The organism is Amycolatopsis sp. NPDC003865 (assembly GCF_053605345.1).
On sequence record NZ_JBSGJA010000005.1, the window covers coordinates 106,628 to 131,594 of the forward strand.

Genomic DNA, 24,967 nt, shown 5'->3' on the forward strand with positions numbered 1-24,967 from the left:
TGATCAGCGGAACGCGTCGGCGCCCGCCTCCTGCCGGACGGCTTCCAGGGCGTCGCGCAGCTCGGTGAGCCCGACGGAGCCGAGCGCGAGCCGGAGCGCGTGGGGCACGGTCGGCGTCGTGGCGAACGGTTCGGCGGTGGCGACCGCGACCCGCCGCCGCGCCAGCGCCGCCGCGATCCGGTCCGGGCGCGCGTCCGGGGCCAGGGGCAGCCACAGGAAGTACGACGACGGGTGCGCGAGGACGGGCAGCCCGGCGAGCACCTCGACGGCGACGGCCTGCCGGCGACGGGCGTCTTCGCGCTTCCGCGCCTCGAGGCGGTCGACCGTGCCGTCGTCGAGCCAGCGGCGGGCGATTTCCGCGGTCAGCGCGGGCGTGTTCCACGTCGTCGCCCGGATGGCGCGCTCCAGCGGCGGCACGAGCTCGGCGGGTGCGACGACGAATCCGAAGCGCAGCCCGGTCGCGACGCTCTTCGACAGCCCCGAAACGTACACGGTGGCCTCGGGTGCGAGCATCGCCAGCGGAGGCGGAGCGTCCTCGGCGAGATAGGCGTAGGAGGCGTCTTCGATGATCGTCAGCCCGTGCGCGCGGGCGATCGAGACCAGCTCCGCGCGGTGGGCGTCGTCGAGCACCCAGCCCAGCGGGTTGTGCAGGGTCGGCATCGAATACACCGCGCGGACCTCGCGGCGGCGGCACAGCCGGTCGAGGGCGTCGAGGTCGGGCCCGGCCGCGGTCACCGGCAGCGGCGCGGGCTCCAGCGCGAGCGTGCGCGCGAGCGCCCGGAACCCGGGGTAGGTCAGGGCGTCGACCGCGACGACGTCGCCGGGCCGGAACAGGGTCATGGCCGTCACGGCGAGGCCATGCTGGGCACCGTCGACGATCAGCACGCGCTCGCGGCCGGCGTCGAGTCCCCGCCGGCGCAGGTGCCGGGCGACGGCGGCCCGGTCGCGGGCGCGCCCGCGGTGGGGCTGGTAGCGCAGCAGCGCGTCGAGGTCGCCGGCGGTCGCGAGGTCGCGCAGGGCCTGGCGCAGCAGATCGGCCTGTCCGGGCACGGCGGGGTAGTTGAAACTCAGGTCGAGGGCGTCGGCGGCCACCGACCGCTCGTCGGGCGCCGCGCCGGGCGCGCCGGCGGGGTCGCGCACGAACGTGCCCCGGCCCTGCTCGCAGCTGACCAGTCCCATCGCTTCGAGCTCGGCGTACACGCGGGAAGCGGTGACCACGGCGATGCCCTGGTCCGCGGCCAGGCGGCGGTGCGTGGGCAGCTTCGTCCCGGCCGGGCGGCGCCCGTCCCGGATCTCCGCCGCGAAGGCGTCGACGACCCCCTTGTACTTGGGTACGCGCATGGCCGGATTGTAGGCAGGACAATTCTTGGACTGTCCTGGGTCGGTGCTCGTAGCGTGCCGGCATGCACATCGCGATCCTGACTTTCGACGGCTACAACGAACTCGATTCTCTGATCGCCCTCGGCGTCCTCAGCCGGGTCCGCGAACCCGGCTGGCGGGTCTCCATCGCCGGCCCGGCACCGCGGGTGCGCTCGATGAACGGCGTCACGATCGAAGCGACGGCGGACCTCGAGGAGGCCTGCGACGCCGACGCCGTGATCGTCGGCAGCGGTGCCCGGACCCGCGAAGTCGTGGCGGACCCGGCGATCATGGGCGTGCTGGGCCGCCTCGACCCCGCGCGGCAGCTCTTGGCGGCCCAGTGCTCGGGCACGCTGGTGCTGGCGAAGCTGGGGTTGCTGGCCGGCGTACCCGCGTGCACCGACCTGATCACCAAGCCGTGGGTGGTCGCGGCCGGCGTCGCGGTCCTCGACCAGCCGTTCTTCGCCCGCGGCACGGTCGCCACGGCGGGCGGCTGCCTGGCCTCGGCGTACTTGGCGACGTGGACGATCGCCCGGCTCCACAGCCTGGCGGCGGCGGAGGAGGCCATGCACTACGTCGCGCCGGTCGGGGAAAAGGCGGAGTACGTCGCGCGGGCGCTGCGAAACGTCACCCCGTACTTGGCACCTGCCCTAAAGTGACCGGGTGACGAGACCCCCGCAGGGATTCGACCGCACGCTCCTCCTCCGCGACGGCCGCCGCGTGCGGGTCCGCCCGCTCACCCCGCAGGACGCACCGGAGCTGGGCGAAGCCATCCGCACCGCGGACCCGGAGACCCTGCGGCGCCGCTTCTGCGGCTCGGCACCCCGCGTGACACCCCGGTTGCTGGAGCGCTTGACGGTACTGGACTACGAACGCCGGTTCGCTTTGGTGGCCCGGAGCCTGGAGGGCCCGGGAGTGGCGGTGGCGCGCTACGAGGCGACGGGCAGGCGGATGGCCGAGGTGGCGATAGCGGTGGCCCCGGCATGGCGCCGGGTGGGGCTGGCCTCGGCGTTGCTGCACATGCTGGGCTTGGCGGCTCTGGAGCGCGGGTTCGACCGCTTCACGGCGGTGTATTCGGCGGACAACCGCCCAGTGGCGGAGTTGTTGGACTACGCGCGGGGAAGCCGGGTGATCGCGGAGGGGGTCGCGGAGGCGGAGGTCCGGCTCCGCGACCATCCCGAGGCGCCCCTGCTCGCCCCGGCCCCGGCAGCGGGATCGGAGCGCGAGTTCTCTTTCTTCAAGCGGAATTCGTGACCGAGATCGCGCGCGCCGACGGCTCAGTCCACCAGCGCCTGGTAGACCAGCTGCCTGAGCTGCGAACGCAACCGATACGTGCTCGACGGCAAAAGCTGCGTGTAGAACCCCACCGTCAGATCCTCGTCCGGGTCCACCCAAAACGCGGTCGAAGCCGCGCCGCCCCAGGCGAACTCCCCCGCCGACGACAGCGTCCGTGCCTTGACCGGGTCCTCCAGCACCGAAAACCCCAGCCCGAACCCGTGGCCGTCGAACGGCATCTCTGCGAACAACGGCCGCCCGTACTCCTCCAGGTCCACGTGACCCGGCAGGTGGTTCGATGCCATCAGCGACACCGTCCGCGGGGACAGCAACCGGACGTCGTCCAACGCACCGCCGCGCAGCAGCATCTCCGTGAACCGCCAATAGTCCGCCGCCGACGACACGAGGCCGCCGCCTCCGGACAGGCAGTCCGGGCGAGACGTCCCCAGCCGGCCGAACGCGTCGTTGCGCGCCAGCCCGTCCGGTGAGGGCACGTAAAGCGCGGCCAGCCGAGAAAGCGAAGCAGCCACGAACCCCGTGTCCGTCATGCCCAGCGGCGTGAAGATGCGCGACGCGAAGAACTCGTCCAGCGGCAGCCCGGAAACCACCTCGACGAGCCGGCCGAGGACGTCCGTCGCCACCGAATAGTTCCACTCCGCTCCCGGCTGGAACACCAGCGGCAACGACGCCCACCTCTCGGAACACGCCGCCAGGTCCAGGCCCGGCGGCGTCCCCCACTCGAAGCCCGCCGAACGGTAGATCGCGTCGACGGGGTGACCGTGGTGGAAGCCGTACGTCAGGCCCGCCGTGTGCGTCAGCAGGTGCCACACGCGGATCGGCGCGCGGGCCGGCTCGGTCAGGGGCGCCAGCGCCGATCCCTTGACGTACACCCGCGGCGACGCGAACTCCGGCAGCCACCGGGAGATCGGGTCGTCCAGCTCCAGCAAGCCCTCTTCGGCGAGCATCATCGCCGCCACCGACGTGATCGGCTTCGTCATCGAGAAGATCCGCCACAGCGTGTCGACCTCGACCGGGGTGCCGGCTTCGACGTCGCTGTACCCGCCGCTGCCGATGTGCACGATCCGGCCGTGCCTGCTCACCACCGCGAGCCAGCCGGGCAACCGGCCGTTCTCGACGTAGCGGTCGAAGTGCGCGTCGATCCGGGACAGCCGGCCCGCGTCGAACCCGGCTTCGGCCGGGTCGACGTCCACCTTGAGGTTCGCCATGCGGCGAGGTTACTTCTCGCGGGCCCGTTCGGCCGCCTTCTCCTCGCGCCACGCTTCGTCGTTCTTGCCGACGCGCCAGTACCCGGAGATGGACAGCAGCTCGCGCCGCACCCCGCGCTCGTCGAGCAGGTAGCGCCGCAGGTCGCGAACGAACCCCGCCTCGCCGTGCACGAACGCCTGGACGACGCCGTCGCGCCACGGCAGCGCGCGCACCGCCTCGGCGACGTCGCCGCCGGCCGACCGGTGCAGCCACGTGATCTGCGCGTCGGCCTTCGAAACCAGCGGCTGCTCTTCGCCGGCGTCCTCCACCAGGATCACGGCGTGCGCCGGGACGCCCGCGGGGAGCGCCTCCAGGGACGCCGCGATGGCGGGCAACGCGCTTTCGTCCCCGGCCAGCAGGTGCCAGTCGGCCTCGTCGCCCGGCGCGTACGCGCCACCGGGGCCGGACAGCAGCAGCTCGTCGCCCGCCTGAGCCGACGCCGCCCACGGGCCGGCGATGCCTTCGTCGCCGTGGTGGACGAAGTCGAGGACCAGCTCGCCGGCCTGGGGGTCGAACGCCCGGACCGTGTAGGAGCGCATCCGCGGCCAGTGCTCGCGCGGCAGGGTCGCCCGGCACTCCTGGACGTCGAACGGCTCGGGGTACTCGACGCCCGGCACCTTGAACAGCACCTTGACGTAGGCATCGGTGAACGCGTTGGGCGTGAACTCGGCGATGCCTTCGCCGCCCGCGACGATCCGGATCATGTGCGGGGTCAGCCGCTCGGTGCGCAGCACCCGCAGCCGCACCGCGGGACGCCCGGACCGCCGGGGTGCTTCAGCCATCGACAACTCCTCGGGAGAACTAAGGGTTACCTAAGCAACCGTACGCGCCGCAGCCGCCGGTTGCCTACTCGGATGTGCCCAGTTCCTCGAGCATCCGGGCAAAAGCGACAGAAGTCCGCGCGCGGAACCCCAGGAAGAACCGGTTGGCCAGCGGGACACCCCAGCGGCCCCAGGCCGCCGCGTTGACCACCCGGTGCTCGACGCGCGCGCCGACCGGATCCGGGGTGACGCGGTATTCGCCGCGGTACCACCAGCCGCCCTGGACCGCGAGGAACCCGCGCTCGCGGTCGATCTCCGTCCGCATCGGGTAGCCGCCCCCGGTCACCCGCCGCAGCAGGACCTCGAACACCTCGGCCGCCGGGCGCGCGACCACGCCCGACGCCTCCGCAAGCGCCTTCACCCGCGCGGATCCGAGACGCGCGTGTTCTGGAACGCCGTGATCAGCCACTGGCCCTCCTCCTCGACGAGCACGAAGCTCACGGTCGAGTCGCGGCCCTCGTCGGCGGTGTCCGCGCCGGTCAGCGACGAGCCACCACCGGCGACGACCACGGCGACGTCGGGCCGGACGAACCGCACCTTCGCCGTCGCGCCGAGCCGCCCGGTCAGCTTGGACCCCTTCAGCGGCCCCTCGAAGAGGGCGCGATGCGAGCTCTCGATCGCCTCGCGGCCGGGGAAGTTGAGGCCGAAGAACGTCACGTAGTCCGCGTCTTCGGTGAACAGCCGGCCGTACGCGGTCGCGTCGCCGGCGTTCCAGGCTTCGGTGAGGCGTCCGAGCACGGCCCGGACTTCGGTTTCGGCGGTGGTCATGGAATCCCCTTTACGAACGTCGTTCGTTCTACGAACACCGTTCTACTTACGAACGCTGTTCGCGTCAAGTACAGTGTTCGCGTGACCGCTCCTCCGCCTCCGTGGCGCAGCACTCCGCGCCGGCGCGCCGCGAAACCCGCGCTCTCCCAGGAGCTCGTCGTGAAGACGGCGCTGGACGTCCTGGCGAAGGAGGGCCTCGACGCGGTCACCATGCGGCGGGTCGCCCAGGAACTCGAGACGGGCCCGGCGTCGCTCTACGCGCACGTGGCCAGCAAGGACGAGCTGGCGGAGCTGATGCTCGACGCCGTGCTCGCCGAGGCGCCGATCCCCGACCCGGACCCGGCGCGCTGGGACGAGCAGGTCAAGGAGCTGGTCCGCGGCCAGATCCGGGTGATGGTCGCGCACCCCGGGATCGCCCGGGTGGCGTGGGACGTCGCCGTGCCGGTCACGCCCAGTTCGCTGCGGCAGGGCGAGGCGATGCTGGCCCTGCTGCGCGCGGGCGGCCTGACGCTCAAGCAGGCGACCTTCGCGGGCGACGCCCTGGCGCTCTACGCCAAGGCGTACGCCTACGAGGCGAGCGGCTGGACCTGGGGCGAGATCGACCAGGCCGAGACCGCGAAGCGCGGCGAGCAGATGGTCGCGTACATGCGCTCACTGCCCGCCGACGCGTTCCCGAACATGCTGCGGATCGGCGGGTTCTTCACCGCCGAGACGGCCACCGAACGCCTGGAGTTCGCGCTCGACACCTACCTCGCCGGGTTGAAGGTCCTGGCGGCGAAGAACTAGGGCCGCAGGACGATCTTGCCGCGCGTGTGCCGCTGCTCCAGCTCGCGGTAGGCCTCGCGCACCTCGTCCAGCGGGTAGACCCGCGCGATCGGGATCTCCAGCAACCCCTTGGCCACCAGCAGGCTCAGCTCGCGCAGCACCTCGGCCGACGCGCCCGCCGTGTTCCCGTCGGTCTTCACGTTGTACTTCGCGGCTGCCTCGTGGTCGATGATCGTGTCGATCCGGCCCGGGTGGATCCCCAGGCGCAGCGCCAGTTCGACGTAGCCGGAGCCGAAGGTGTCGACGAACGCGTGCACGCCTTCCGGGGCCGCCGCCTCGATCCGGTCGAGCACGCCGTCGCCGTAGGCCACCGGGATCGCGCCCAGCTCGTGCAGCCACGCGTGGTTCGCCGGACCCGCCAGGCCGATCACCCGGGCGCCGGCGAGCAGCGCCAGCTGGACGGCCAGCGAGCCGACCCCGCCGGCCGCGCCCGAGACGACGACCGTGTCGCCCTCTCGCGGGCACACCGCGGCCGTCGCGGCGTAGGCGGTCGTGCCGGCGACGAACAGCGCGCCCGCGACCTCCCACGGCACGTCGTCCGGCTTCGGCGTGAGGTCCGAGGCCTCCGCCACGACGTAGTCCGCGTGGCTCGACCGCGTGTTCACGAAGCCGATCACCTCGTCGCCGACGGCGATCTCCTCGACGCCCTCGCCGAGTTCCGCGACGACGCCCGCGAAGTCGCTGCCCTGGCCGGACGGGAACGTCGCCGGGAAGCGCTCGTGCAGGAGACCGCGGCGGATCGAGGCCTCGCCCGGGTTGATCCCGGCGGCCCGGACTTCGACGAGCACCTGCCCCGGTCCGGGTGCCGGCCGCGGCACGTCCTCGACCCGGAGAACCTCCACGTCGCCGTACTCGTCGAACCTGATCGCGCGCGCCATGGGGCCTCCCTGAAGTCGTTGCTCGATACAAGCAACGACCGGGCGGCCGGTATTAATTCCCGTCAGCCCGCCAGGCGCCGCACGACGCCGTCGGCCAGCAGCCGGCCGCGGTCGGTGAGCACCGCGCGGCCGCGTGAGTCCAAAGCGGACGGATCGAGCAGGCCCTCGGCCGCGGCCGCCCGGGCTTCGGCGAGCCCGGGTTCGTCGAGCACGTCCAGCGGAAGTCCTTCGGCGACGCGCAGTTCGAGCATGATCCGCTCGAGGTGCTGGTCGTCGTCGGTGAGCACTTCGAGCCCGCCCGCGGGCGAGTCGCCGGCGGCGAGCAGCGCCGCGTAGCGCGCCGGGTGCTTGACGTTCCACCAGCGCACTCCGCCGACGTGGCTGTGCGCGCCCGGGCCGGCGCCCCACCAGTCGTCGCCGCGCCAGTAGCCGAGGTTGTGGCGGCAGCGGGCGGCGTCGTCCGCCGCCCAGTTCGACACCTCGTACCAGCGCAACCCGGCCGCCGAGAGTGTCGCGTCGATCATTTCGTAGTCCGCGGCCAGGACGTCGTCGTCCGGCGCCGGCAGTTCGCCGCGGCGGACGCGGCGGGCCAGCGCGGTGCCCTCTTCGACGATCAGCGCGTACGCCGATACGTGGTCGACGCCCGCCGCGAGCACGGCGTCGAGCGTGGACAGGAGGTCGTCGGGGCGCTCGCCCGGCGTGCCGTAGATCACGTCGAGGTTCACGTGCTCGAAGCCGGCCGCGCGGGCCTCGGCGGCGGCCTGGCCCGGCCGGCCCGGGGTGTGCACGCGGTCGAGGATCTTCAGCACGTGCGGCGCGGCCGACTGCATGCCGAGCGAGACGCGCGTGTAACCGGCTTCGCGGATGCCGGCGAAGAACTCCGGCGACGTCGACTCCGGGTTGGACTCCGTCGTGACCTCGGCGTCCGGGGCGAGCCCGAAGACGTCGCGGACGGCGTCGAGCACCGAGGCGAGACCGTCGGCGCCCAGCAGCGACGGCGTGCCGCCGCCGACGAACACGGTGTCGGCGGCGGGCGGCACGACCAGCACGCGCGCGGCGAGCTCCAGCTCGCGCCGCAGCCCGTCGAGCCAGGACTGCGGTGACGAACCGGAGTCGAGCTCGCCCGCGGTGTAGGTGTTGAAGTCGCAGTAGCCGCAGCGCGTCGCGCAGAACGGGACGTGCACGTAGACCCCGAACGGCCGGCTGCCGACGCCTTCGAGCGCGCTTTCGGGCAGCGTGAGATCGGTCGGGGAATCGGGCATGCCCCGATTGTCCCCTACGGAGCCGGGGTGTTCGCCGCCGCCCACTCCGGGTCGATCGCGATCATCTCGATGACGTCCAGCAGCACGCCGTTCGGATCGGCGACGTAGAAGTGCCGCTGCCCGTAGACCTCGTCGACGACCGGCGTGACCAGTTCCACACCCGCTTCTTCCAGCCGCTTCGCCTCGGCCGCGGCGTCCTCGACGACGAGCCCGAACATCAGCCCGGCCGTTTCCGCGGCCCGGTGGCCGGCGGGCACCGACTCGTGCCCGCGCTGGACGAAGCTGATCTCGTAGCCGGGCGCGCCGGCGTTCACGCTGGCGAACCAGTCCAGCTCGACGGTGACCGCCAGGCCGATCACGTCGGCGTAGAAGCGGGTGGTCGCGGCGACGTCGTCGACCAGGTACCCCGCCCCGAAACCCTTGACCTGCATCCCCAGTTCCTCTCCCTCGAACCACTGTGCTTGTAGTACTCTAGCTGTAGTGGTTCGGTGGTCGCAAGAGGGTGTTCGCGGGGTACGACATCGAGCGCTTGACACCGGCCTGGACCGGGTCCGGACGGCCGGAAACGCAGGTCGCGGGCGTGCCGGCCGACCGCATTCTCCCAGGCGAGTGACCCTTCTCCCACCATGCGGGCAGCCCTGGACCACATTGTGGACGCGTGGCACGCTGACGCCGTGACTCATGCCGGTGTTCTCCTCGTGGCCCGCCGCCACGTCGACCTCCTGCGGGTCGCCAGCGCCCTCTGCGTACCCGTTCGCTGACTCCCCGATCGCCACCACCTGCCACGAATCTGGACAGCCGGCGCCGGAGGACACACCCGCGAGCCGGTGATCCTCCGCTGCCACGAAAGCCTCTCGGAGGACGCCGTCATGGCCACGCCCACGCGTCAGACCCCCGCCCGCCCCGCGCGCGCCAAGCAGAAGCGCGGTGAGGGGCAGTGGGCGCTCGGTTACCGGGAGCCGCTGAACCCGAACGAGCGGTCGAAGAAGGACGACCACCCGCTCAACGTGCGGGCCCGGATCGAGAACATCTACGCCCACCGCGGGTTCGACGCCATCGACCCGGGCGACCTGCGTGGCCGGTTCCGCTGGTTCGGTCTCTACACCCAGCGCAAGCCGGGCATCGACGGCGGCCGCACCGCGACGCTCGAGCCCGAAGAGCTCGACGACCGCTACTTCATGCTGCGGGTCCGGCTCGACGGCGGCGCGCTGACCACCGGCCAGCTCACCGTGCTCGGCGAGATCTCGCAGCAGTACGCGCGCGACACCGCCGACATCACCGACCGGCAGAACATCCAGTACCACTGGATCCGGATCGAGGACGTGCCGACGATCTGGGCGAAGCTCGAGAACGCCGGGATGACGACGATGGAGGCGTGCGGCGACAGCCCGCGCGTCATCCTCGGGTCGCCGGTCGCGGGCATCGCCGCCGACGAGGTCATCGACGGCACCCCGGCGATCGACGAGATCAAGCGCCGCTACATCGGCAAGCCGGAGTTCGCGAACCTGCCGCGCAAGTTCAAGACCGCCGTCTCCGGCCAGCCCGACGTCGCGCACGAGATCCACGACGTCGCCTTCGTCGGCGTGAACCACCCGGAACACGGCCCCGGCTTCGACGTCTGGGTCGGCGGCGGCCTGTCCACCAACCCGATGCTCGGGCAGCGCCTGGGTGCCTGGGTGCCGCTGGACGAGGTGCCGGACGTCTGGGAAGGCGTCATCTCGATTTTCCGCGACTACGGCTACCGCCGGCTGCGCTCGCGGGCCCGGATCAAGTTCCTGGTCAAGGACTGGGGCGCGGAGAAGTTCCGCCAGGTGCTGCAGGACGAGTACCTCAAGCGCGAGCTGATCGACGGCCCGCCGCCGGCCGACCCGGCCGTCCCGATCGACCACGTCGGCGTGCACCCGCAGGTCGACGGCAAGTTCTACGTCGGCGCCGCGCCGATCGCCGGCCGCTCGTCCGGCGGCACGCTCGTCGCCGTCGCCAAGGCCGCCGAGCGGGCGGGCTCCGGCCGGGTGCGGCTCACCCCGCAGCAGAAGCTCGTCGTGCTCGACGTGCCCGAGGCCCAGGTTCCCGGGCTCGAGGCCGAGCTGGCCGAGATCGGGCTGGAGACGAAGCCGTCGCCGTGGCGGCGCGGGGTCATGGCCTGCACCGGGCTGGAGTTCTGCAAGCTCGCGATCGTCGAGACGAAGGCCCGCGCGCACCAGCTCGTGGCGGACCTGGAGAAGTCCCTCGCCGACCTCCAGAACGGCCTCGACACGCCGGTCACCGTGCACCTCAACGGCTGCCCCAACTCCTGTGCGCGGATCCAGACCGCCGACATCGGCCTCAAGGGCCAGATCGTCACCGACGCCGACGGCAACCAGGTCGAGGGCTTCCAGGTGCACCTCGGCGGCGGGCTCGGCCTCGACGCCGGGTTCGGCCGCAAGCTGCGCGGGCACAAGGTGACTTCGGGTGAGCTGACCGGGTACGTCGAGCGCGTCGTCCGCAACTACGTGGCCGGGCGCGAACCCGGTGAGCGGTTCCCGCAGTGGGCCGCCCGCGCCGAGGAAAGCGCGCTGCAGTGACTTCCGAGGAGCGAGCGGCGCCGTACTACTGCCCTTATTGCGGCGACGAGGATCTGCGGCCGGAAGAGAACGGCGGCTGGCTGTGTTCCGCCTGTCGCCGGGTTTTCTCGGTCAAGTTCCTCGGACTGTCCCTTCCGGAGGTGTCCCGATGACCGCCACTGCCGACTACAAGACCCTCGCCGAGCGAGCGTCGAAAGAACTCGCCGAAGCCACCGCCGAGGAGGCGATCCGCTGGACCGTCGAGACGTTCGGCGACGACTTCATCGTCGCGTCCAACATGCAGGACGCCGTCCTGATCGACCTCGCCACGAAGGTGAAGTCCGATGTGGACGTTCTCTTCCTGGAGACCGGCTACCACTTCCCGGAGACCATCGGCACGCGGGACGCCGTGCAGACGGTCTACCCGGACGTGAAGATCGTCAACGCCCAGGCCGAGCAGAGCGTCGCCGAACAGGACGCGGAGTACGGCGCGAAGCTGCACGACCGTGACGCCACGCTGTGCTGCAACCTGCGCAAGGTCGTGCCGCTGCGCAAGACCCTGGCGAACTACTCGGCGTGGATCACCGGCGTCCGCCGCGTCGACGCGCCGACCCGCGCGAACACCCCGATCGTCACCTGGGACGACCGCAACGGCCTGGTCAAGATCAACCCGATCGCGGCGTGGACCGACGACGAGTTCAACGGCTACATCCGCGAGCACGGGATCCTCGAGAACCCGCTCGTGTCGATCGGCTACCTGTCGATCGGCTGCGCGCCCTGCACGGCCAAGGTGGCGCCGGGCCAGGACCCGCGCAGCGGCCGGTGGGCGGGCCAGAGCAAGACCGAGTGCGGACTGCACGGCTGATGTCGAACACCGAGGGACGCATGACGACTTTGGAGCCCGCGACCGACGCGGCACAGGACAACCTCGCGGCTTTGGAGTCCGAAGCCATCCACATCTTCCGCGAGGTGGCGGGCGAGTTCGACCGGCCGGTGATCCTCTTCTCCGGCGGCAAGGACTCGACGCTGCTGCTGCACCTGGCGATCAAGGCGTTCTGGCCGGCGCCGGTGCCATTCCCCCTGCTGCACGTGGACACCGGGCACAACTTCGACGAGGTCATCGAGTTCCGCGACCGCGTCGTCGAGCGCCACGGCCTGCGCTTGGTCGTCGCGAAGGTCCAGGACTGGATCGACGACGGGCGCCTGGAAGAACGCGCCGACGGGATGCGCAACCCGCTGCAGACCACGCCGTTGCTCGACACGATCGCGGAGAACAAGTTCGACGCCGTGTTCGGCGGCGGCCGCCGCGACGAGGAGCGGGCCCGGGCGAAGGAGCGGATCTTCAGCCTCCGCAACGCCTTCGGCCAGTGGGAGCCGCGCCGGCAGCGGCCCGAGCTGTGGAACCTCTACAACGGGCGGCACCGCCCGGGCGAGCAGGTCCGCGTCTTCCCGCTGTCCAACTGGACCGAGGCCGACGTCTGGAACTACATCGCCCGCGAGAAGGTCGAGCTGCCGTCGATCTACTACGCCCACCGGCGCGAGGTCTACCTGCGCGACGGGATGCTGCTCGCCGAAGGGCCGTGGGGCGGCCCCCGGCCGGGCGAAGAGGTCCGCGAGCTGACCGTCCGCTACCGGACCGTCGGCGACGGCTCGTGCACCGGCGCGATCGAATCCACCGCCACCACCGTCGAGGACGTGATCGCCGAGGTGTCGGCGTCCCGGCTGACCGAGCGCGGCGCGACCCGCGCCGACGACCGGATGTCCGAGGCGGCCATGGAAGACCGCAAGCGTGAGGGGTACTTCTGATGAGCTCGCTCCTTCGCCTGGCCACGGCCGGCAGCGTGGACGACGGCAAGTCCACCCTCGTCGGGCGGCTGCTGTACGACACGAAGTCGGTGCTCGCCGACCAGCTCGACGCCGTCACCCGCGCGTCCGTCGACAAGGGACTGTCCACTCCGGACCTGTCGCTGCTCGTGGACGGCCTGCGCTCGGAGCGCGAGCAGGGCATCACGATCGACGTCGCGTACCGGTACTTCGCCACGCCGAAGCGGTCGTTCGTGCTGGCCGACACCCCGGGGCACGTGCAGTACACGCGCAACACGGTGACCGGCGCGTCCACCGCGCAGCTGGCGGTGCTGCTGGTCGATGCGCGCAAGGGCGTCATCGAGCAGACCCGGCGGCACGCGGCCGTGCTGGCGCTGCTGGGCGTGCCGCAGCTGGTGCTCGCGGTGAACAAGATCGACCTGGTCGGCTACGACGAGGCGACGTTCACGGTGATCGCCGAGGAGTTCGCCGAGCACGCTCTCTCCCTGGGCTACGCGCGCGGTTCGGTGCTCGCGATCCCGGTGTCGGCGCTGGAGGGCGACAACGTCGCGACGCGCTCGGAGCGGACGCCGTGGTACACCGGCCCGAGCCTGCTGGAGCACCTGGAGGACGTGCCGGTCGCGCCCGACCCGCACGACTCGGCGCTGCGGTTCCCCGTGCAGTACGTCATCCGCCCGCGCACGCCGGAATACCTCGACTACCGCGGTTACGCGGGCCAGATCGCCGCGGGGACCGTGCGGCCGGGCGACGAGGTCGTCGTGCTGCCGCAGGGCATCCGCAGCCGCGTCGAGCGCATCGACACCGCCGACGGTCCCCTGGCCGAGGCCGGCGCCGGGACGTCGGTGACGCTGCTGCTGGCCGACGACATCGACATCTCCCGCGGCGACCTGATCGCCGCGGCGGACGCGCCGCCGCGGGTCACCGACGAGATCACCGGCACGCTGTGCTGGCTGTCGTCGAAGCCGCTGAAGGAAGGCGCGCGCGTGCTGGTCAAGCACGGCACCCGCACGGTGCAGGCGCTGGTCGCCGAGTTGCACGCGCGCTTCGACGAGCAGACACTGTCCAGTGTGGACGCCCCCGCTTCGCTGGAGCTCAACGACATCGGCCGCGTTTCGCTGCGGCTGGCCGAGGAGCTGGGCGTGGACGACTACGGGGTCAGCCCGCGCACCGGCGCGTTCCTGGTGATCGACCCGAAGGACGGCGACACCCTCGCCGCGGGCCTGGTGGGTGAGCGCTTCTCGTGACGCCGCCCCTGGTCGCCGTCGCGCACGGCAGCCGCGATCCCCGCTCGGCGAAGACCGTGCGGGCGCTCGTCGACGTCGTGCGCGCCCGGGCGCCGGGGCTGCCGGTGCACGAGTCCTTCCTGGACCTTTCGGCGCCGCTCGTCACGGACGTGCTGCGGGACCTGTACGCCTCCGGGCACCGGAGCGCGGTCGTGGTGCCGTTGCTGCTGGGCAGCGCGTTCCACGCCCGGGTCGACCTGCCGGCGTTGATCGACGAGGTCGTTTCGGGGTGCCCGGGCTTCCGCGTGGAGGTGTCGGACGTCCTCGGCGCGGACCCGGCGCTGGCGGAAGTGGCCCTGGACCGGCTGGCCGCCGCGCCGCGCCGTCGCGGGACGGGCGTGCTGCTGAGCGCGGTCGGGTCGTCCAACGCCTCGGCGAACGCGGTGGTCGCTTCGCTGGCGGCGCGCTGGGAAGAGCGGCTGGGTGTCCCGGTGAGCGAGGCATTCGCTTCCGCCACCCAGCCGGACATCCCCGCGGCCGCCGCGCGGTTGGGCTCACGCGGGGCGCGGCACCTGGTCGTGGCGTCGTGGTTCCTGGCGCCGGGGCTGCTGCCGGACCGGATCGCCCGGCTGGCGCTCGAGGCCGACCCGCGCGCGTTCATCGCCGCCCCGCTGGCCGACGACCCGCGCGTCGCCGACGTCGTGATCAGCCGGTATGCCACCGCGATGAGCGGACTGCTCCGCCAGTACGCCTGACTCCGGGCAACACCGCCAAAAGGCGAGTCTTATTCACATTTCCGGTCACCCTGCGCGCATGGGAACGGTAAATCCTTGACGTGCTAGTTAACTTGCCGGTAACTATCTAAACGCTGCGCAGCTTTCTCACTCCCCTCTTGAAACCGCAGGTAGGTGGATACAGATGAAAGCTCTTCACTTTTCCGAGCTGGGCGCTCTGGCCGCGGCCGTCGCCCTTCCCCTCGCCCTCGCCGCCCCGGCGCAGGCGGCCACCACCGTCACCTTCGACTGCCAGGCCGATGCCCCGATCGTCGGACCGCAGAAGGTGTCGCTCAACCAGGACGCCGACGTCACGGCGCCCGCGACGGTCGCGCCCGGTGGTGCGTTCGACGTCGTCATCGACCCCGCGCCCAACACCGTCCCGAGCGACGTGAGCGGCAACAAGGTCAAGAACATCAACACCTTCGCGCTGAAGTTCCCGATCCCGGCGAACTCCACCTACGTCGGCGCGGACCTGGCCGGCGGCTCCGGGCTCGGCTCGACGGCGCCCACCATCGCCGTCGCGAACGGCGTCGCGACCCTGAGCTTCCCCGGCCCGATCGCCGGCGGCGCCACCTTCGAGCTGCCCACCATCACGGCGCACCTGACCGCCGGCCAGTCGGGCACGATCGAAACGAAGCTGTCCGGCACCAGCTACAGCGACCCGGGCCTGACGTTCAAGGCGGTGGCGAGCAGCATCATCGGCGACGTGACCGCGCCGACGGCGTGCTTCCCCAGCCCCAGCCCGGTCTTCACCACGACCACCATCGGCTGACCGGCGGGCCACCCCGCGGGTGGGATCCCGCGGGGTGGCCTGCGTAACACCGGCCGCGCGGCACGGATGTGCAAGGGTGTCGGTCATGGCTGACGAACTGGTGCACTACGACGTGGTGGGCGGCACCGCCACGATCACCCTGGACTCCCCGCACAACCGCAACGCGCTCTCGGCCCAGCTTCGCCGCGAGCTCTCGGAAGCGCTTGCCAACGCCGCTTCCGACGACGCCGTGCGCGTGGTCGTGCTGACCCACACCGGGCCGGTCTTCTGCGCGGGGATGGACCTCAAGGAGGCCCGCGGCGCCGGCGCGGGCGACCAGGGCGTGAACGAGTTCCCGAAGATCCTCGAACAGCTGTGGACGAGCCCGAAGCCGGTCGTCGCGCGGCTGGCCGGTCCCGCGCGCGCCGGCGGCATCGGCATGGTGGCCGCGTGCGACATCGCGGTGGCGGTGCCGGAAGCGACGTTCGCCTTCTCGGAGGTCCGCATCGGCGTGGTCCCGGCGGTGATTTCCCTGACGGTCCTGCCGCGCCTGAACCCGCGCGCGGCCCACGAGCTGTTCCTGACCGGCGAAACCTTCGACGCGCGCCGCGCGGTCGAGATCGGCCTGCTGAACTCGGCGACGTCCGACTTGGACGCCGAAGTCACGCGGTTCGTGAAGGCGCTGGCTGCGGGCGGCCCGAAGGCGCTGGCCGAGACGAAGGCGCTGCTGAGCCGCCCCCGCCCGGCCACGCCGTCGGACGGCTTCGAGGAGATGCTGGGGCTGTCGGCCAAGTTCTTCGCCGGCGAGGAAGGCCAGGAGGGCATCCTGGCCTTCGCCCAGAAGCGCAAGCCGAACTGGGTCCCGCAGGACTAACCGGTGGCGACGGCCTGCTTGCGCGGAACCAGCGCGAGCAGGCCGGTCACCCCGCCGCACGCCGCCGCCACCACGTACACCGGGGTCAAACCCCCGGCCTGGTAAGCGATCCCGAGCACCGCGACGCCCAGGGTCTGGCCGAACTGGCGGGTCGTCGTGAGGATGCCCGCGGCCATCCCGGCCCGTCCCGGCGGCGCCGCGGCCGCGATCGCCGCGCCGGTGGCCGGGCCCGCGATCCCCACCCCGATCCCGGTCACCGCCAGGCCGAGCGGAATCCCGGCGACCAGCAGCACCACGCAGCCGGCCGCCCCCAGCACCACGCCCGTCCCCAGCAGGATCCGCGGCGGGAACCGGTGCAGCACCTTCCCGAGGAACGTCGAAGTCAGGAACGACGCGACGGCCAGCGGTGCCATCGCGAGCCCGGCCGCGACCGGTGAAAGCGAAAGACCCAGCCACAACGACACGTACACCAGCGCCGCGAAGGTCAGGGTCAACGCCGCCGCGCACGCGATCAGCGCCGTGAACCGGGCGTCCCGGAACAATCCCCATTCCAGCAGCGGTTCCGCCCGGCGCCGCTCCACCACCACGAACCCGGCCAGGGCCACCGCCGAAACCACCAGCGCGGCCGGTTCCGAAGTCAGCCCGTGCACCAGAGCCGCGGCGAAGACCGCGAACCACACCGTGCCCGCGACGTCGAACCGGCCACGCCGAACCGGACCGTCACTCCCGATCGCGAAAGCGGCGAACACCCCGGTGAGCAGAGCCGACGGCACGTTGACGAAGAAGATCGCCGCCCAGCCGAAGTATTCGGTCAGCACCCCGCCCACCACCGGACCCGCCGCCGCGCCGAGCCCGTTCACCGCGAAGAAGACGCTGATCGCGGTCCCCCGCGCCCGCCCTTCGTACCACGCGGCCAGCAACGCGAACCCCGTCACCGCCAGCGCCGCGCCGCCGACCGCCTGCACCCCGCGCGCCGCGATCAGCGTCCCGATGTCCCCGGCCAGCCCGCAGGCCAGGGACGCCAGGCCGAACACGGCCAGGCCGGCGAGGAACACCCGCCGCGGCCCCCAGCGGTCCGCGAGCGCACCCATCGCGAGCATCAGCACCGCCAGCACCAGCGTGTAGACGTCCGGCACCCACTGCAGCTGCCCGACCGACGCCGACAGGTCGGTGCCGATCCGGGGCAGCGCCACCGTCACGACGGTGGTGTCCAGCAGGAACAGGAACGACCCCGCGCAGATCGCGAGCAACGGCCACCACTTGCGCATCGAAACTCCCTTCGTGTGCTCCGAAGGGTGCGGTCACGCCGCCGATCGCCACCAGACAAGTCGACAAATCCGCCGGATACCGTCCTGAGCTACCGTCGAAGCATGGAAACCGTCACGCTCGACGACGTCGACCGCGGCCTGGTCCACGCCCTGCAGCTCGACGGCCGGGCGCCGATGCGCACCCTCGGCCAGGTGCTCGGCGTCTCGGAGAACACCGTCGCCCGGCGCTACCAGCGGCTGCGGACCGCCGGCGTCCTGCGCGTGACGGGCGCGGTCAACGGCGGCGAAGCCGGCTACACGAGCTGGACCCTGCGCCTGCGCACGACCCCGGACGCCGGGGCCGCCGTCGCGGACGCACTCGCCGACCGCGCGGACGTCTCGTGGGTGCACCTGCTCTCCGGCGGCACCGAGATCTCCTGCACCGTGCACGCACCCGGCTCGGCCGGGCGGGACGACCTCCTGCTGCACAAGCTGCCGCGCGCGAGCCGCGTCACCGCTGTTTCGGCGCATGAACTGCTGCACACGTTCGCGCTCCCGGACGGGTGGAGCGGGCTGCATTGCCTATCGCCCGAACAGCTCGACCGGCTGCGGCCGCCGAAGCCCGACGGCCCCGGCCTCCCACCGGAACCGGCCGACCAGCCGCTCCTCGACGCGCTGGCCCTCGACGGCCGGGCGAGCTACACGGCGCTGGCGAAGGCGACCGGCTGGTCCGATTCCACCGTGCGGCGCCGGATGGAGGTGCTGCGTCGCCACGGCACGCTGACCTACCACCTCGACCTCTCACCGGCCGGGCTCGGCTTCCGCTCCGAGACGCGGCTGTGGCTGACGGTGTCACCGGCGCACCTGGCCGAGGCGGGCGCGGCGCTGGCGAGTCACCCGGAGACGTCGTTCGCCGTCGCGACGACCGGCAGCACCAACCTCACGGCGATGGTGAACTGCCGCGACGCTCGCGATTTCTACCGCTACCTCACCGACCGCGTCGCCGGGATCCGCGGGGTGCAGACGCTCGAAAGCGCACCCGTGATCCGGACCGTCAAGCGCCTCAGGCGTCCGGCAGCACGACCGTGAGCCGCCACGAACCGGCGCTGCGGCCGCTCGGCCCGAGCGCACGCTGCGCGTCCGAAAGCACGCTGCGGATCGCCAGGTACGTCTTGGGTTCGGCCCGGCGCAACGCTTCCGAGCCCGGCCAGATCAGCACGTGCTCCCCCGGCGGCAGCCAGGACAGGTCGGTCAGGCAGTCGTACAGCGCGTCGAGGTTGTGGCCGAAGTAGTCCGGAAAGGACAGTGCATCGGCGAACGCGGTCAGCGTGCTCGTCTTGTCGACGGTCGGCTGCGAGTTCACCAGGTGCGGGTACGCGCCCCTCGCGAAGGCTGCTTCCGCGGCGGCCTTCGCCTGCTCCGAGGCGCTCATCGGGCCGGGTCCACGACGACGAACGACGCGTAGTGGTCGCCGGTGTAGTACAGCTCGTGCGCCTGCCCCGTGATCAGCCGCCGCGCGCCGCGGTCGGGACTGCCCGGGGTCTTCACGGTGTACTCGTGGTAGTAGCCGGACTTCTTGCCGGGCAACCGCTTCTCGCGGTTTTCGAACACGACGTCGTCATTGCGCGGGTACGGGTACGGCCCGCCCTTTTCGATCAGCCGCCACGTGTCGGAAGCCTGCGGCGGCAGCGTCGAAAGCGCCTTCACCGGCAGCCCGGAGTCGGCGCCGGGTACGGCCGCGCCGCCCTTGGCCGGCGCGCTCGCCGACGGACCGGTCGAGGTGCCCGGAGCGGCCGGGGCGCCGTCGCTGACGACGTCCTTGACCAGCCAGCCCCCCAGCACCAGCACGAGGAGCCCGATCAGCGCGGCGGTGATCCGCCTTCGGTTGAACATGGTGCGCCAGCCTAGGACGGGGTGTCGGAGCGGTCGTCGTCACGCCCGGGAGCGAGCCGGCGGGCGAAGAGCCCGACCAGCTTGTCGAGCACCCACGCGGCGGCCAGGCACAGCGGCACGACGACCACCATGACCAGCACGAACTGGACCGGGAACCAGGCCTGGGCGAGCCACAGCTCGACCCCGTCCCACCAGTCGGCAAGCCCGTTGAACACGGTGTGAGCCTACGCGCGCTCTACTGCCCCCGCGCTTCAGGGGCGGTACGTTGCGAGGCATGTTCGCCGTGTACGCGCAGGAACCCAACGCCGAAAGCCCGCTGGACTCGCTCGTCGTGGGCGAGCGACCCGAACCCGACGTGCCGGACGGCTGGGTCCGCGTGCACGTCAAGGCGGCCAGCCTCAACATGCACGACCTCTGGACCCTGCGGGGGGTCGGCATCAAGCCCGACCAGTTCCCGATGATCCTCGGCTGCGACGGCGCGGGGACCCTCGACGACGGCTCCGAGGTCGTCATCCACTCCGTGATCAACGCGCCGGGCTGGCAGGGTGACGACACCCTCGACCCGAAGCGGACGCTGCTCACCGAGAAGCACCAGGGCACCTTCGCCGACCAGGTGATCGTCCCGGCGCGCAACGTCGTCCCGAAGCCCGCCGGGCTCACCTTCGCCGAGGCCGCCACCATGGGCACGGCCTGGCTGACCGCCTACCGGATGCTCTTCGTGAAGTCCGGGCTGCGCCCCGGCCAGACGATGCTGGTCCAGGGCGCCTCCGGCGGCGTCTCGACGGCGCTGGTGCAGCTCGGCCGCGCGGCCGGGTTCCGGGTGTGGGTGACCGGGCGGACCGAGGAGAAGCGCGCGCTCGCTTCGAGCCTCGGCGCGCACCAGACGTTCGAGTCGGGCGCGCGGCTGCCCGAGCGCGTCGACGCCGTGTTCGAGACCGTCGGCAAGGCGACCTGGTCGCATTCGGTCAAATCCCTCAAGCCGGGCGGGATCATCGTGGTCTCCGGCTCGACCAGCGGCCCGGACGCGGGCGCGGAGCTGCAGCGCGTCTTCTTCCTCCAGCTGCGCGTCGCCGGCTCGACCATGGGCACCCGCGACGAGCTCGCGGACCTGCTCGCCTACCTCGACCTGACCGGGGTGCGGCCGCAGATCGGCGCCGAGCTGCCCTTCGCCGAGGCCCCTAAGGGGTTCCAGGCGATGCTCGAAGGCGACACCGCCGGCAAGATCGTCTTCACTCGCTAGACCCCCGCTGAGCTGGGCGGATCGGCTTGTTCCGCCCGGCTCGGCATCCGGTGAATCGCTAACGTACCCAGTTCGAGATCTGGTCGTTAGCACCTGAATTCGACCAAAACCCAATGGTCGCAAGGTAATCTTGTGGCATGACCGCAACGAAGCGGCCCGCCTCGGCTGGACCGGGCGGCCGGTCCAGCAGCGACCCGGATCCGATCCGGGTCTCCTTCCGGCGCTACGCCGGCGTCCGCACCCGCGTCCTGGAAGTCGGCGAAGCCGCTCCGGACCCGGAACTCCCCCGTCGTTCCCTGCGTCGCCGAGGCGCGACGCCGCACGTCAAACCCTCGGCACCGAGGCTGGTGCTGCTGCACGGCTACTGCGACAGCGCCGACACGTGGCGCCCCGCCCTGGAGCAGCTCGCGGCCGCCGGGATCCCGGCGGTCGCGGTCGATCTGCCCGGGTTCGGCGACGCGCAGCCGCTGCGGCCCGGCCCGATGCTGCCCCAGCTCGACGCGTTCACCACCGCCGTCGTGCGCGAGCAGGCCGTGCTCGGCTCGGTCGTGCTGGCCGGGAATTCCCTGGGCGGCACGATGAGCCTGCGCGCGGCGCAGAACAGCCGGCTGCCGATCTCGGGTGTCGTGTCGATCGCCGCCCCGGGGTTCGTCGACTCGTGGCTGATCCGGACGGTCGCGCGCTACCCGCTGCCGCTGCGGCTGTATTCGGCACTGCCGGTCCCCGTACCGGGTTTCCTGGTGCGCAAGGTCGCCGAGCAGGTCGTCCCGCGGCTGCTGTACGCCGACTCGAGCGTCGCCGACGCCGTGCAGGTGCAACGCTTCACCGCGCTGTTCCCCGACTACCGCTCGACCAAGAGCCGCCTGGAGCAGGCCCGGCAGCTGGTCGCGGAGCTCGCCGACGCCTACCGGCTCGAGTCGGTGAAGGTGCCGCTGCTGGTCGTCGCGTGCGGCAAGGACAAGCTCGTCACCGCGGCGTCCGGGCGGCAGCTGCACACGCTGGTGCCGCACAGCAGGCTGCTCGTCCGCGAGGACTGGGGACACTGCCCGCAGCTGGACGACCCGGTGGAGATCGCCGAGCTGCTCACCTACTTCGCGGCGAGCGCGGTCCGCACGACCCAGGCCAAGCGCGCCGCCGCGACGGCGGCCGTGAGCGAGGACACCGCGGCGGGCTGATCCGCTCGCGCTGTACGCGCGCGGAGTTGGCGGTAGGTTCCGGCGTTGGGTCCGTGATCCGGGCCCTCCACCGACCGTTCGGGAGACGACGATGTCCGCTCCAGGGAGCCTGGGCTCGAGTTCAGGCATCTTCCGCCGCAAGCCGATCGACCAGATCCAGGACGCTGGCGAAAGCGGTGGCCTGAAACGCACTCTGGGCCTGTGGCAGCTGACCGCCATCGGCATCGGCGGCATCATCGGCGCCGGCATCTTCGCCCTCGCGGGCAGCGTCGCGCACGGCGACGACTCCGCGGGCATCCCGGGCGTCGGCCCGGCCGTGCTGATCTCGTTCCTCATCGCGGGCGTCGCGAGCGCCGCGGCCGCGTTCTCCTACGCGGAGTTCGCGGGCCTGATCCCGAAGGCCGGTTCGGCCTACACCTACGGCTACGCGGTGCTCGGCGAGGTCGTCGGCTGGTTCATCGGCTGGGACCTGCTGCTGGAGTACACCGCGATCGTGGCGGTGGTGGCGATCGGCATCTCCGGCTACTTCAGCTTCCTGCTCGGCCAGCTCGGCCTCGACCTGCCCGCGTGGATGCTCGGCGCGCCCGGCACCGGGCCGGGCCACAAGGTCGACCTGTTCGCCGCGCTGCTGTGCCTGCTGATCGCCTACCTGCTCAACCGCGGCATCCGCAGCGCCGCCCGGTTCGAGACGGCGATGGTCGGGATCAAGGTCCTGATCGTGCTGGTGGTCATCCTGGTCGGCTTCTTCTACGTCAAGACCGGCAACTACACGCCGTTCGCCCCGGCCGGCTTCGGCGGCGCGGTGACCGGCGCGGCGACGGTGTTCTTCGCGGTCTTCGGTTACGACGCCATGAGCACCGCGGCGGAGGAGTCGAAGGACGCGCAACGGCACATGCCGAAGGCGATCCTCTACTCGCTGGCGATCTCGATGGTGCTGTACGTGCTGGCCTGCCTGGTGCTGACCGGCATGCAGAAGTACACCGAGATCGACCCGAAGAGCGGCTTCTCGACGGCGTTCGAGTCGGTCGGCCTGTCCGGCCTGGCCACGGTGATCGCGATCGGTGCCATCGTCGGCATCCTCACCGTGCTGTTCACGTTCCTGATGGGCGCCACGCGCGTCGGCTATTCGATGAGCCGCGACGGCCTGCTCCCGGCGTGGTTCGGCAAGACGAACGAGAAGCGCCAGGTGCCGAGCCGGATGACGTGGATCCTCGGCGGCGCGTCCGCGGTCATCGCCGGGGTGCTGCCGATCGGCGAGGCGGCCGAGCTGACGAACATCGGCATCCTGCTGGCGTTCGTCGTCGTCTGCGTCGCGGTGATCGTGCTGCGCTACAAGCAGCCGGACCTGCCGCGGACGTTCAAGACGCCGGGCATGCCGGTGGTGCCCGCGATCGGCATCGTGTTCTCGATCTGGCTGATCACGTTCCTCCAGCCGGCGACCTGGCTGCGGTTCGCCGTCTGGTTCGTCATCGGCCTGGCGATCTACTTCCTCTACAGCCGGCGGCACTCGCTCCTGAACCGCTAGCGGATCCGGTCGAGGCGCGCGGCCGCGTCGCGCGCCTCGACCTTCAGCCGCTCGAGGATGACGGCGGCTGACGCGTCGTAGGCGAGCGGGTAGGTCTGGCCCGCCCACAGCGAGATCGCCTCCGGGTCACCGGCTTTCGCCGATGCCTTGCGCACCGGGCCCGCGAGGTGGTTGAGCTGCGGGTACGCCGCGGGCGCGCCTTCGGACAACGCGTCCATGAACTTGTTGACCAGCCCGCGCGCCGGGCGGCCGCTGAAGGCGCGGGTGAACGCCGTCTCGCGCTCGGCGAGCGCCAGGGCCTTGCGGTGCGCCTCGGACGTCCCGGCCTCGTCGGCGCGCAGGAAGACCGTGCCCAGCTGGGCGGCGACGGCGCCCGCGGCGAGCACGGCGGCCACGTCCGCGCCGTGCACCAGGCCGCCGGCAGCGATCAGCGGGAGGTCGACGCGGGCGGCGACGAGCCGCAGCAGCGCGAGGACGCCGTACTCGGCGCCGCCGCCGGGCAGGGAGGCGTCGTCGGTGAACAGGCTGCGGTGGCCGCCCGCTTCGAAGCCCTGCAGGACGAGCGCGTCGGCGCCGAGGTCCGCGGCCCGCTGGGCGGTCTCCGGCGTGGTGACGGTGACGACGACGGCGATGCCGGCTTCCTTGAGGCGCACGACCTCCGACGGCGACGGCGGGCCGAAGGTGAACGACACCACGGGAACCCGCCGCTCGAGCACGACGTCCAGCTTCGCGGGGTAGCTGTCGTCGTCCCACTTCGGTTCGCCGAGTTCGACGTCGTACTCGCGGGCGAAGACCTCGAGCCGTTCGCGGTGCGCGGAGACGTCGGCGCCGGTGTCCGGCTGCGGGACGAAGAGGTTGACGCCGAACTCCCGGCCGGTCAGCTCCCGGACGCGGTCGATCTGCGCGGCGAGCGCCGCCGGAGTGAGCATCCCGGCGCTGAGGAAGCCGAAGCCACCGGCCTCGGAGACCGCGGCGACCAGCTCGGGCGTGGTCGGCCCGCCCGCCATCGGAGCGGCGATGACCGGGAACGTCAGCTCGTCGAACATGCCACCGAGCGTAGTACTCAGGCGGGCAGCAGCATCGTGTAGAGCTTCGTGATGAGGCCGTCCTTGACGAGCGCGACGTCGATCCCCCGGACGACCGGCGGCGCGCCCTCCGGGCCGAGCGCCCAGGCGAGGTGCCCCAGGTCGTGGTTGACCAGCACCGGGCCGTCCGGCGCGAACACGAACCCCGGGGACTGCTCCAGGAGCCCCTTCGCCTTGGCGTTCAGCTCGTCGTGCCCGGTCGCCACGCCTTCCGGGTCGGCGAATTCGACGTCGGCGGCGTACGTCGCCGCGATCGCCTTCGCGCGCCGCTCGTCGTCGCGCTCGTTGAAGACCCCGAGCAGGTTCGCCCGCATCAGTTCGGCCACCGTCGCCATGTCGCGCCCTCCTAGGTTCGGC

The 24,967-nt window shown here is 71.9% G+C and carries 30 protein-coding genes; 16 read left to right on the forward strand and 14 right to left on the reverse strand.

What is annotated here, in order from left to right:
• Nucleotides 1–3: 3 nt before the first annotated feature.
• Nucleotides 4–1,341, reverse strand: a complete 1,338-nt coding sequence (locus tag ACWEVP_RS14600; RefSeq protein ID WP_452063045.1) for an aminotransferase-like domain-containing protein — start codon at nucleotides 1,339–1,341, stop codon at nucleotides 4–6.
• Nucleotides 1,342–1,403: 62 nt separating this feature from the next.
• Here ACWEVP_RS14600 and ACWEVP_RS14605 point away from each other — a divergent pair, with 62 nt between their 5' ends.
• Complete coding sequence (locus ACWEVP_RS14605; protein ID WP_452063046.1) at nucleotides 1,404–2,018, forward strand: DJ-1/PfpI family protein; 615 nt, start codon at nucleotides 1,404–1,406, stop codon at nucleotides 2,016–2,018.
• A gap of 4 nt (nucleotides 2,019–2,022) precedes the next feature.
• The gene (locus tag ACWEVP_RS14610) at nucleotides 2,023–2,613 is read left to right on the forward strand and encodes an N-acetyltransferase family protein (RefSeq protein ID WP_452063047.1); all 591 of its coding nucleotides are present in this window, start codon (nucleotides 2,023–2,025) and stop codon (nucleotides 2,611–2,613) included.
• A 23-nt stretch (nucleotides 2,614–2,636) separates the two neighbouring features.
• Here ACWEVP_RS14610 and ACWEVP_RS14615 read toward each other — a convergent pair whose 3' ends face one another.
• From ACWEVP_RS14615 to ACWEVP_RS14630, 4 genes are all read right to left on the reverse strand, one after another.
• Entirely contained in the window at nucleotides 2,637–3,860 is a 1,224-nt protein-coding gene (locus tag ACWEVP_RS14615) for a serine hydrolase domain-containing protein (protein ID WP_452063048.1), read from the reverse strand.
• Nucleotides 3,861–3,869: 9 nt separating this feature from the next.
• Nucleotides 3,870–4,682 (reverse strand): siderophore-interacting protein, encoded by an 813-nt coding sequence (locus ACWEVP_RS14620; protein WP_452063049.1) that lies wholly within the window; start codon nucleotides 4,680–4,682, stop codon nucleotides 3,870–3,872.
• 64 nt (nucleotides 4,683–4,746) lie between these two features.
• On the reverse strand, nucleotides 4,747–5,082 hold the full coding sequence (locus ACWEVP_RS14625) for a hypothetical protein (RefSeq protein ID WP_452063050.1): 336 nt from the start codon (nucleotides 5,080–5,082) through the stop codon (nucleotides 4,747–4,749).
• Complete coding sequence (locus ACWEVP_RS14630) at nucleotides 5,079–5,489, reverse strand: SgcJ/EcaC family oxidoreductase (protein WP_452063051.1); 411 nt, start codon at nucleotides 5,487–5,489, stop codon at nucleotides 5,079–5,081. Before ACWEVP_RS14630 ends, ACWEVP_RS14625 begins: the two co-directional genes overlap by 4 nt.
• Before the next feature lie 171 nt (nucleotides 5,490–5,660).
• On the opposite strand from ACWEVP_RS14630, the gene ACWEVP_RS14635 reads away from it, so the two are divergent.
• Nucleotides 5,661–6,275 carry a TetR/AcrR family transcriptional regulator gene (locus ACWEVP_RS14635; RefSeq protein ID WP_452063303.1) on the forward strand — a complete coding sequence of 205 codons (615 nt, stop codon included), beginning with the start codon at nucleotides 5,661–5,663 and terminating at the stop codon, nucleotides 6,273–6,275.
• On the opposite strand, the gene ACWEVP_RS14640 is transcribed toward ACWEVP_RS14635, so the two are convergent.
• The 3 genes from ACWEVP_RS14640 to ACWEVP_RS14650 form a co-directional block, all read right to left on the reverse strand.
• Entirely contained in the window at nucleotides 6,272–7,192 is a 921-nt protein-coding gene (locus ACWEVP_RS14640; RefSeq protein ID WP_452063052.1) for an NADP-dependent oxidoreductase, read from the reverse strand. The genes ACWEVP_RS14635 and ACWEVP_RS14640 overlap by 4 nt on opposite strands.
• A 62-nt stretch (nucleotides 7,193–7,254) precedes the next feature.
• Entirely contained in the window at nucleotides 7,255–8,454 is a 1,200-nt protein-coding gene (gene hemW, locus ACWEVP_RS14645; RefSeq protein ID WP_452063053.1) for a radical SAM family heme chaperone HemW, read from the reverse strand.
• Between the two features lie 14 nt (nucleotides 8,455–8,468).
• On the reverse strand, nucleotides 8,469–8,885 hold the full coding sequence (locus tag ACWEVP_RS14650; protein ID WP_452063054.1) for a VOC family protein: 417 nt from the start codon (nucleotides 8,883–8,885) through the stop codon (nucleotides 8,469–8,471).
• A gap of 195 nt (nucleotides 8,886–9,080) precedes the next feature.
• On the opposite strand from ACWEVP_RS14650, the gene ACWEVP_RS14655 reads away from it, so the two are divergent.
• The 9 genes from ACWEVP_RS14655 (at nucleotide 9,081) to ACWEVP_RS14695 (ending at nucleotide 16,445) form a co-directional block, all read left to right on the forward strand.
• On the forward strand, nucleotides 9,081–9,215 hold the full coding sequence (locus ACWEVP_RS14655; protein ID WP_361103927.1) for a putative leader peptide: 135 nt from the start codon (nucleotides 9,081–9,083) through the stop codon (nucleotides 9,213–9,215).
• A gap of 108 nt (nucleotides 9,216–9,323) precedes the next feature.
• Nucleotides 9,324–11,018 (forward strand): nitrite/sulfite reductase, encoded by a 1,695-nt coding sequence (locus ACWEVP_RS14660; protein WP_452063055.1) that lies wholly within the window; start codon nucleotides 9,324–9,326, stop codon nucleotides 11,016–11,018.
• Nucleotides 11,015–11,170 (forward strand): eL43 family ribosomal protein, encoded by a 156-nt coding sequence (locus tag ACWEVP_RS14665; RefSeq protein ID WP_400904551.1) that lies wholly within the window; start codon nucleotides 11,015–11,017, stop codon nucleotides 11,168–11,170. The genes ACWEVP_RS14660 and ACWEVP_RS14665 overlap by 4 nt, the downstream gene beginning before the upstream one ends.
• On the forward strand, nucleotides 11,167–11,862 hold the full coding sequence (locus ACWEVP_RS14670) for a phosphoadenylyl-sulfate reductase (protein ID WP_452063056.1): 696 nt from the start codon (nucleotides 11,167–11,169) through the stop codon (nucleotides 11,860–11,862). The genes ACWEVP_RS14665 and ACWEVP_RS14670 overlap by 4 nt, the downstream gene beginning before the upstream one ends.
• A 20-nt stretch (nucleotides 11,863–11,882) precedes the next feature.
• Nucleotides 11,883–12,803 (forward strand): sulfate adenylyltransferase subunit CysD, encoded by a 921-nt coding sequence (gene cysD / locus ACWEVP_RS14675; protein WP_436387146.1) that lies wholly within the window; start codon nucleotides 11,883–11,885, stop codon nucleotides 12,801–12,803.
• Nucleotides 12,803–14,065, forward strand: a complete 1,263-nt coding sequence (locus tag ACWEVP_RS14680) for a sulfate adenylyltransferase subunit 1 (protein WP_452063057.1) — start codon at nucleotides 12,803–12,805, stop codon at nucleotides 14,063–14,065. Before cysD ends, ACWEVP_RS14680 begins: the two co-directional genes overlap by 1 nt.
• Nucleotides 14,062–14,799 (forward strand): sirohydrochlorin chelatase, encoded by a 738-nt coding sequence (locus tag ACWEVP_RS14685; RefSeq protein ID WP_452063058.1) that lies wholly within the window; start codon nucleotides 14,062–14,064, stop codon nucleotides 14,797–14,799. Before ACWEVP_RS14680 ends, ACWEVP_RS14685 begins: the two co-directional genes overlap by 4 nt.
• 163 nt (nucleotides 14,800–14,962) lie before the next feature.
• The gene (locus ACWEVP_RS14690; protein WP_452063059.1) at nucleotides 14,963–15,592 is read left to right on the forward strand and encodes a cyclase; all 630 of its coding nucleotides are present in this window, start codon (nucleotides 14,963–14,965) and stop codon (nucleotides 15,590–15,592) included.
• 85 nt (nucleotides 15,593–15,677) lie between these two features.
• On the forward strand, nucleotides 15,678–16,445 hold the full coding sequence (locus tag ACWEVP_RS14695) for an enoyl-CoA hydratase family protein (RefSeq protein WP_452063060.1): 768 nt from the start codon (nucleotides 15,678–15,680) through the stop codon (nucleotides 16,443–16,445).
• Here the strand turns inward: ACWEVP_RS14695 and ACWEVP_RS14700 are convergent.
• Nucleotides 16,442–17,713, reverse strand: a complete 1,272-nt coding sequence (locus ACWEVP_RS14700; protein ID WP_452063061.1) for an MFS transporter — start codon at nucleotides 17,711–17,713, stop codon at nucleotides 16,442–16,444. The genes ACWEVP_RS14695 and ACWEVP_RS14700 overlap by 4 nt on opposite strands.
• A 102-nt stretch (nucleotides 17,714–17,815) precedes the next feature.
• On the opposite strand from ACWEVP_RS14700, the gene ACWEVP_RS14705 reads away from it, so the two are divergent.
• Nucleotides 17,816–18,781, forward strand: a complete 966-nt coding sequence (locus tag ACWEVP_RS14705) for an Lrp/AsnC family transcriptional regulator (protein ID WP_452063062.1) — start codon at nucleotides 17,816–17,818, stop codon at nucleotides 18,779–18,781.
• On the opposite strand, the gene ACWEVP_RS14710 is transcribed toward ACWEVP_RS14705, so the two are convergent.
• From ACWEVP_RS14710 to ACWEVP_RS14720, 3 genes are read right to left on the reverse strand one after another with little or no spacing between them, the layout of a single operon-like run.
• A complete protein-coding gene (locus ACWEVP_RS14710; protein WP_452063063.1) occupies nucleotides 18,756–19,124 on the reverse strand; it encodes a barstar family protein in 369 nt (122 codons plus the stop codon). The genes ACWEVP_RS14705 and ACWEVP_RS14710 overlap by 26 nt on opposite strands.
• Entirely contained in the window at nucleotides 19,121–19,585 is a 465-nt protein-coding gene (locus ACWEVP_RS14715; RefSeq protein ID WP_452063064.1) for a ribonuclease domain-containing protein, read from the reverse strand. Before ACWEVP_RS14715 ends, ACWEVP_RS14710 begins: the two co-directional genes overlap by 4 nt.
• Nucleotides 19,586–19,596: 11 nt before the next feature.
• Nucleotides 19,597–19,800 (reverse strand): hypothetical protein, encoded by a 204-nt coding sequence (locus ACWEVP_RS14720; protein WP_086676857.1) that lies wholly within the window; start codon nucleotides 19,798–19,800, stop codon nucleotides 19,597–19,599.
• 59 nt (nucleotides 19,801–19,859) lie between these two features.
• Here ACWEVP_RS14720 and ACWEVP_RS14725 point away from each other — a divergent pair, with 59 nt between their 5' ends.
• The 3 genes from ACWEVP_RS14725 (at nucleotide 19,860) to ACWEVP_RS14735 (ending at nucleotide 23,525) form a co-directional block, all read left to right on the forward strand.
• Nucleotides 19,860–20,825: a quinone oxidoreductase family protein gene (locus ACWEVP_RS14725; protein WP_452063065.1), complete on the forward strand. Its 966-nt coding sequence runs from the start codon at nucleotides 19,860–19,862 to the stop codon at nucleotides 20,823–20,825.
• A gap of 137 nt (nucleotides 20,826–20,962) precedes the next feature.
• Nucleotides 20,963–22,000, forward strand: a complete 1,038-nt coding sequence (locus tag ACWEVP_RS14730) for an alpha/beta fold hydrolase (RefSeq protein ID WP_452063066.1) — start codon at nucleotides 20,963–20,965, stop codon at nucleotides 21,998–22,000.
• Nucleotides 22,001–22,091: 91 nt separating this feature from the next.
• Nucleotides 22,092–23,525, forward strand: coding sequence for an amino acid permease (locus ACWEVP_RS14735; RefSeq protein WP_452063067.1), 1,434 nt, complete (start codon nucleotides 22,092–22,094; stop codon nucleotides 23,523–23,525).
• On the opposite strand, the gene ACWEVP_RS14740 is transcribed toward ACWEVP_RS14735, so the two are convergent.
• Together ACWEVP_RS14740 and ACWEVP_RS14745 are read right to left on the reverse strand one after the other, a co-directional pair.
• The gene (locus ACWEVP_RS14740; protein WP_452063068.1) at nucleotides 23,522–24,571 is read right to left on the reverse strand and encodes a nitronate monooxygenase; all 1,050 of its coding nucleotides are present in this window, start codon (nucleotides 24,569–24,571) and stop codon (nucleotides 23,522–23,524) included. The genes ACWEVP_RS14735 and ACWEVP_RS14740 overlap by 4 nt on opposite strands.
• A 17-nt stretch (nucleotides 24,572–24,588) precedes the next feature.
• Nucleotides 24,589–24,945: a nuclear transport factor 2 family protein gene (locus ACWEVP_RS14745; protein ID WP_452063069.1), complete on the reverse strand. Its 357-nt coding sequence runs from the start codon at nucleotides 24,943–24,945 to the stop codon at nucleotides 24,589–24,591.
• Nucleotides 24,946–24,967: the final 22 nt, after the last annotated feature.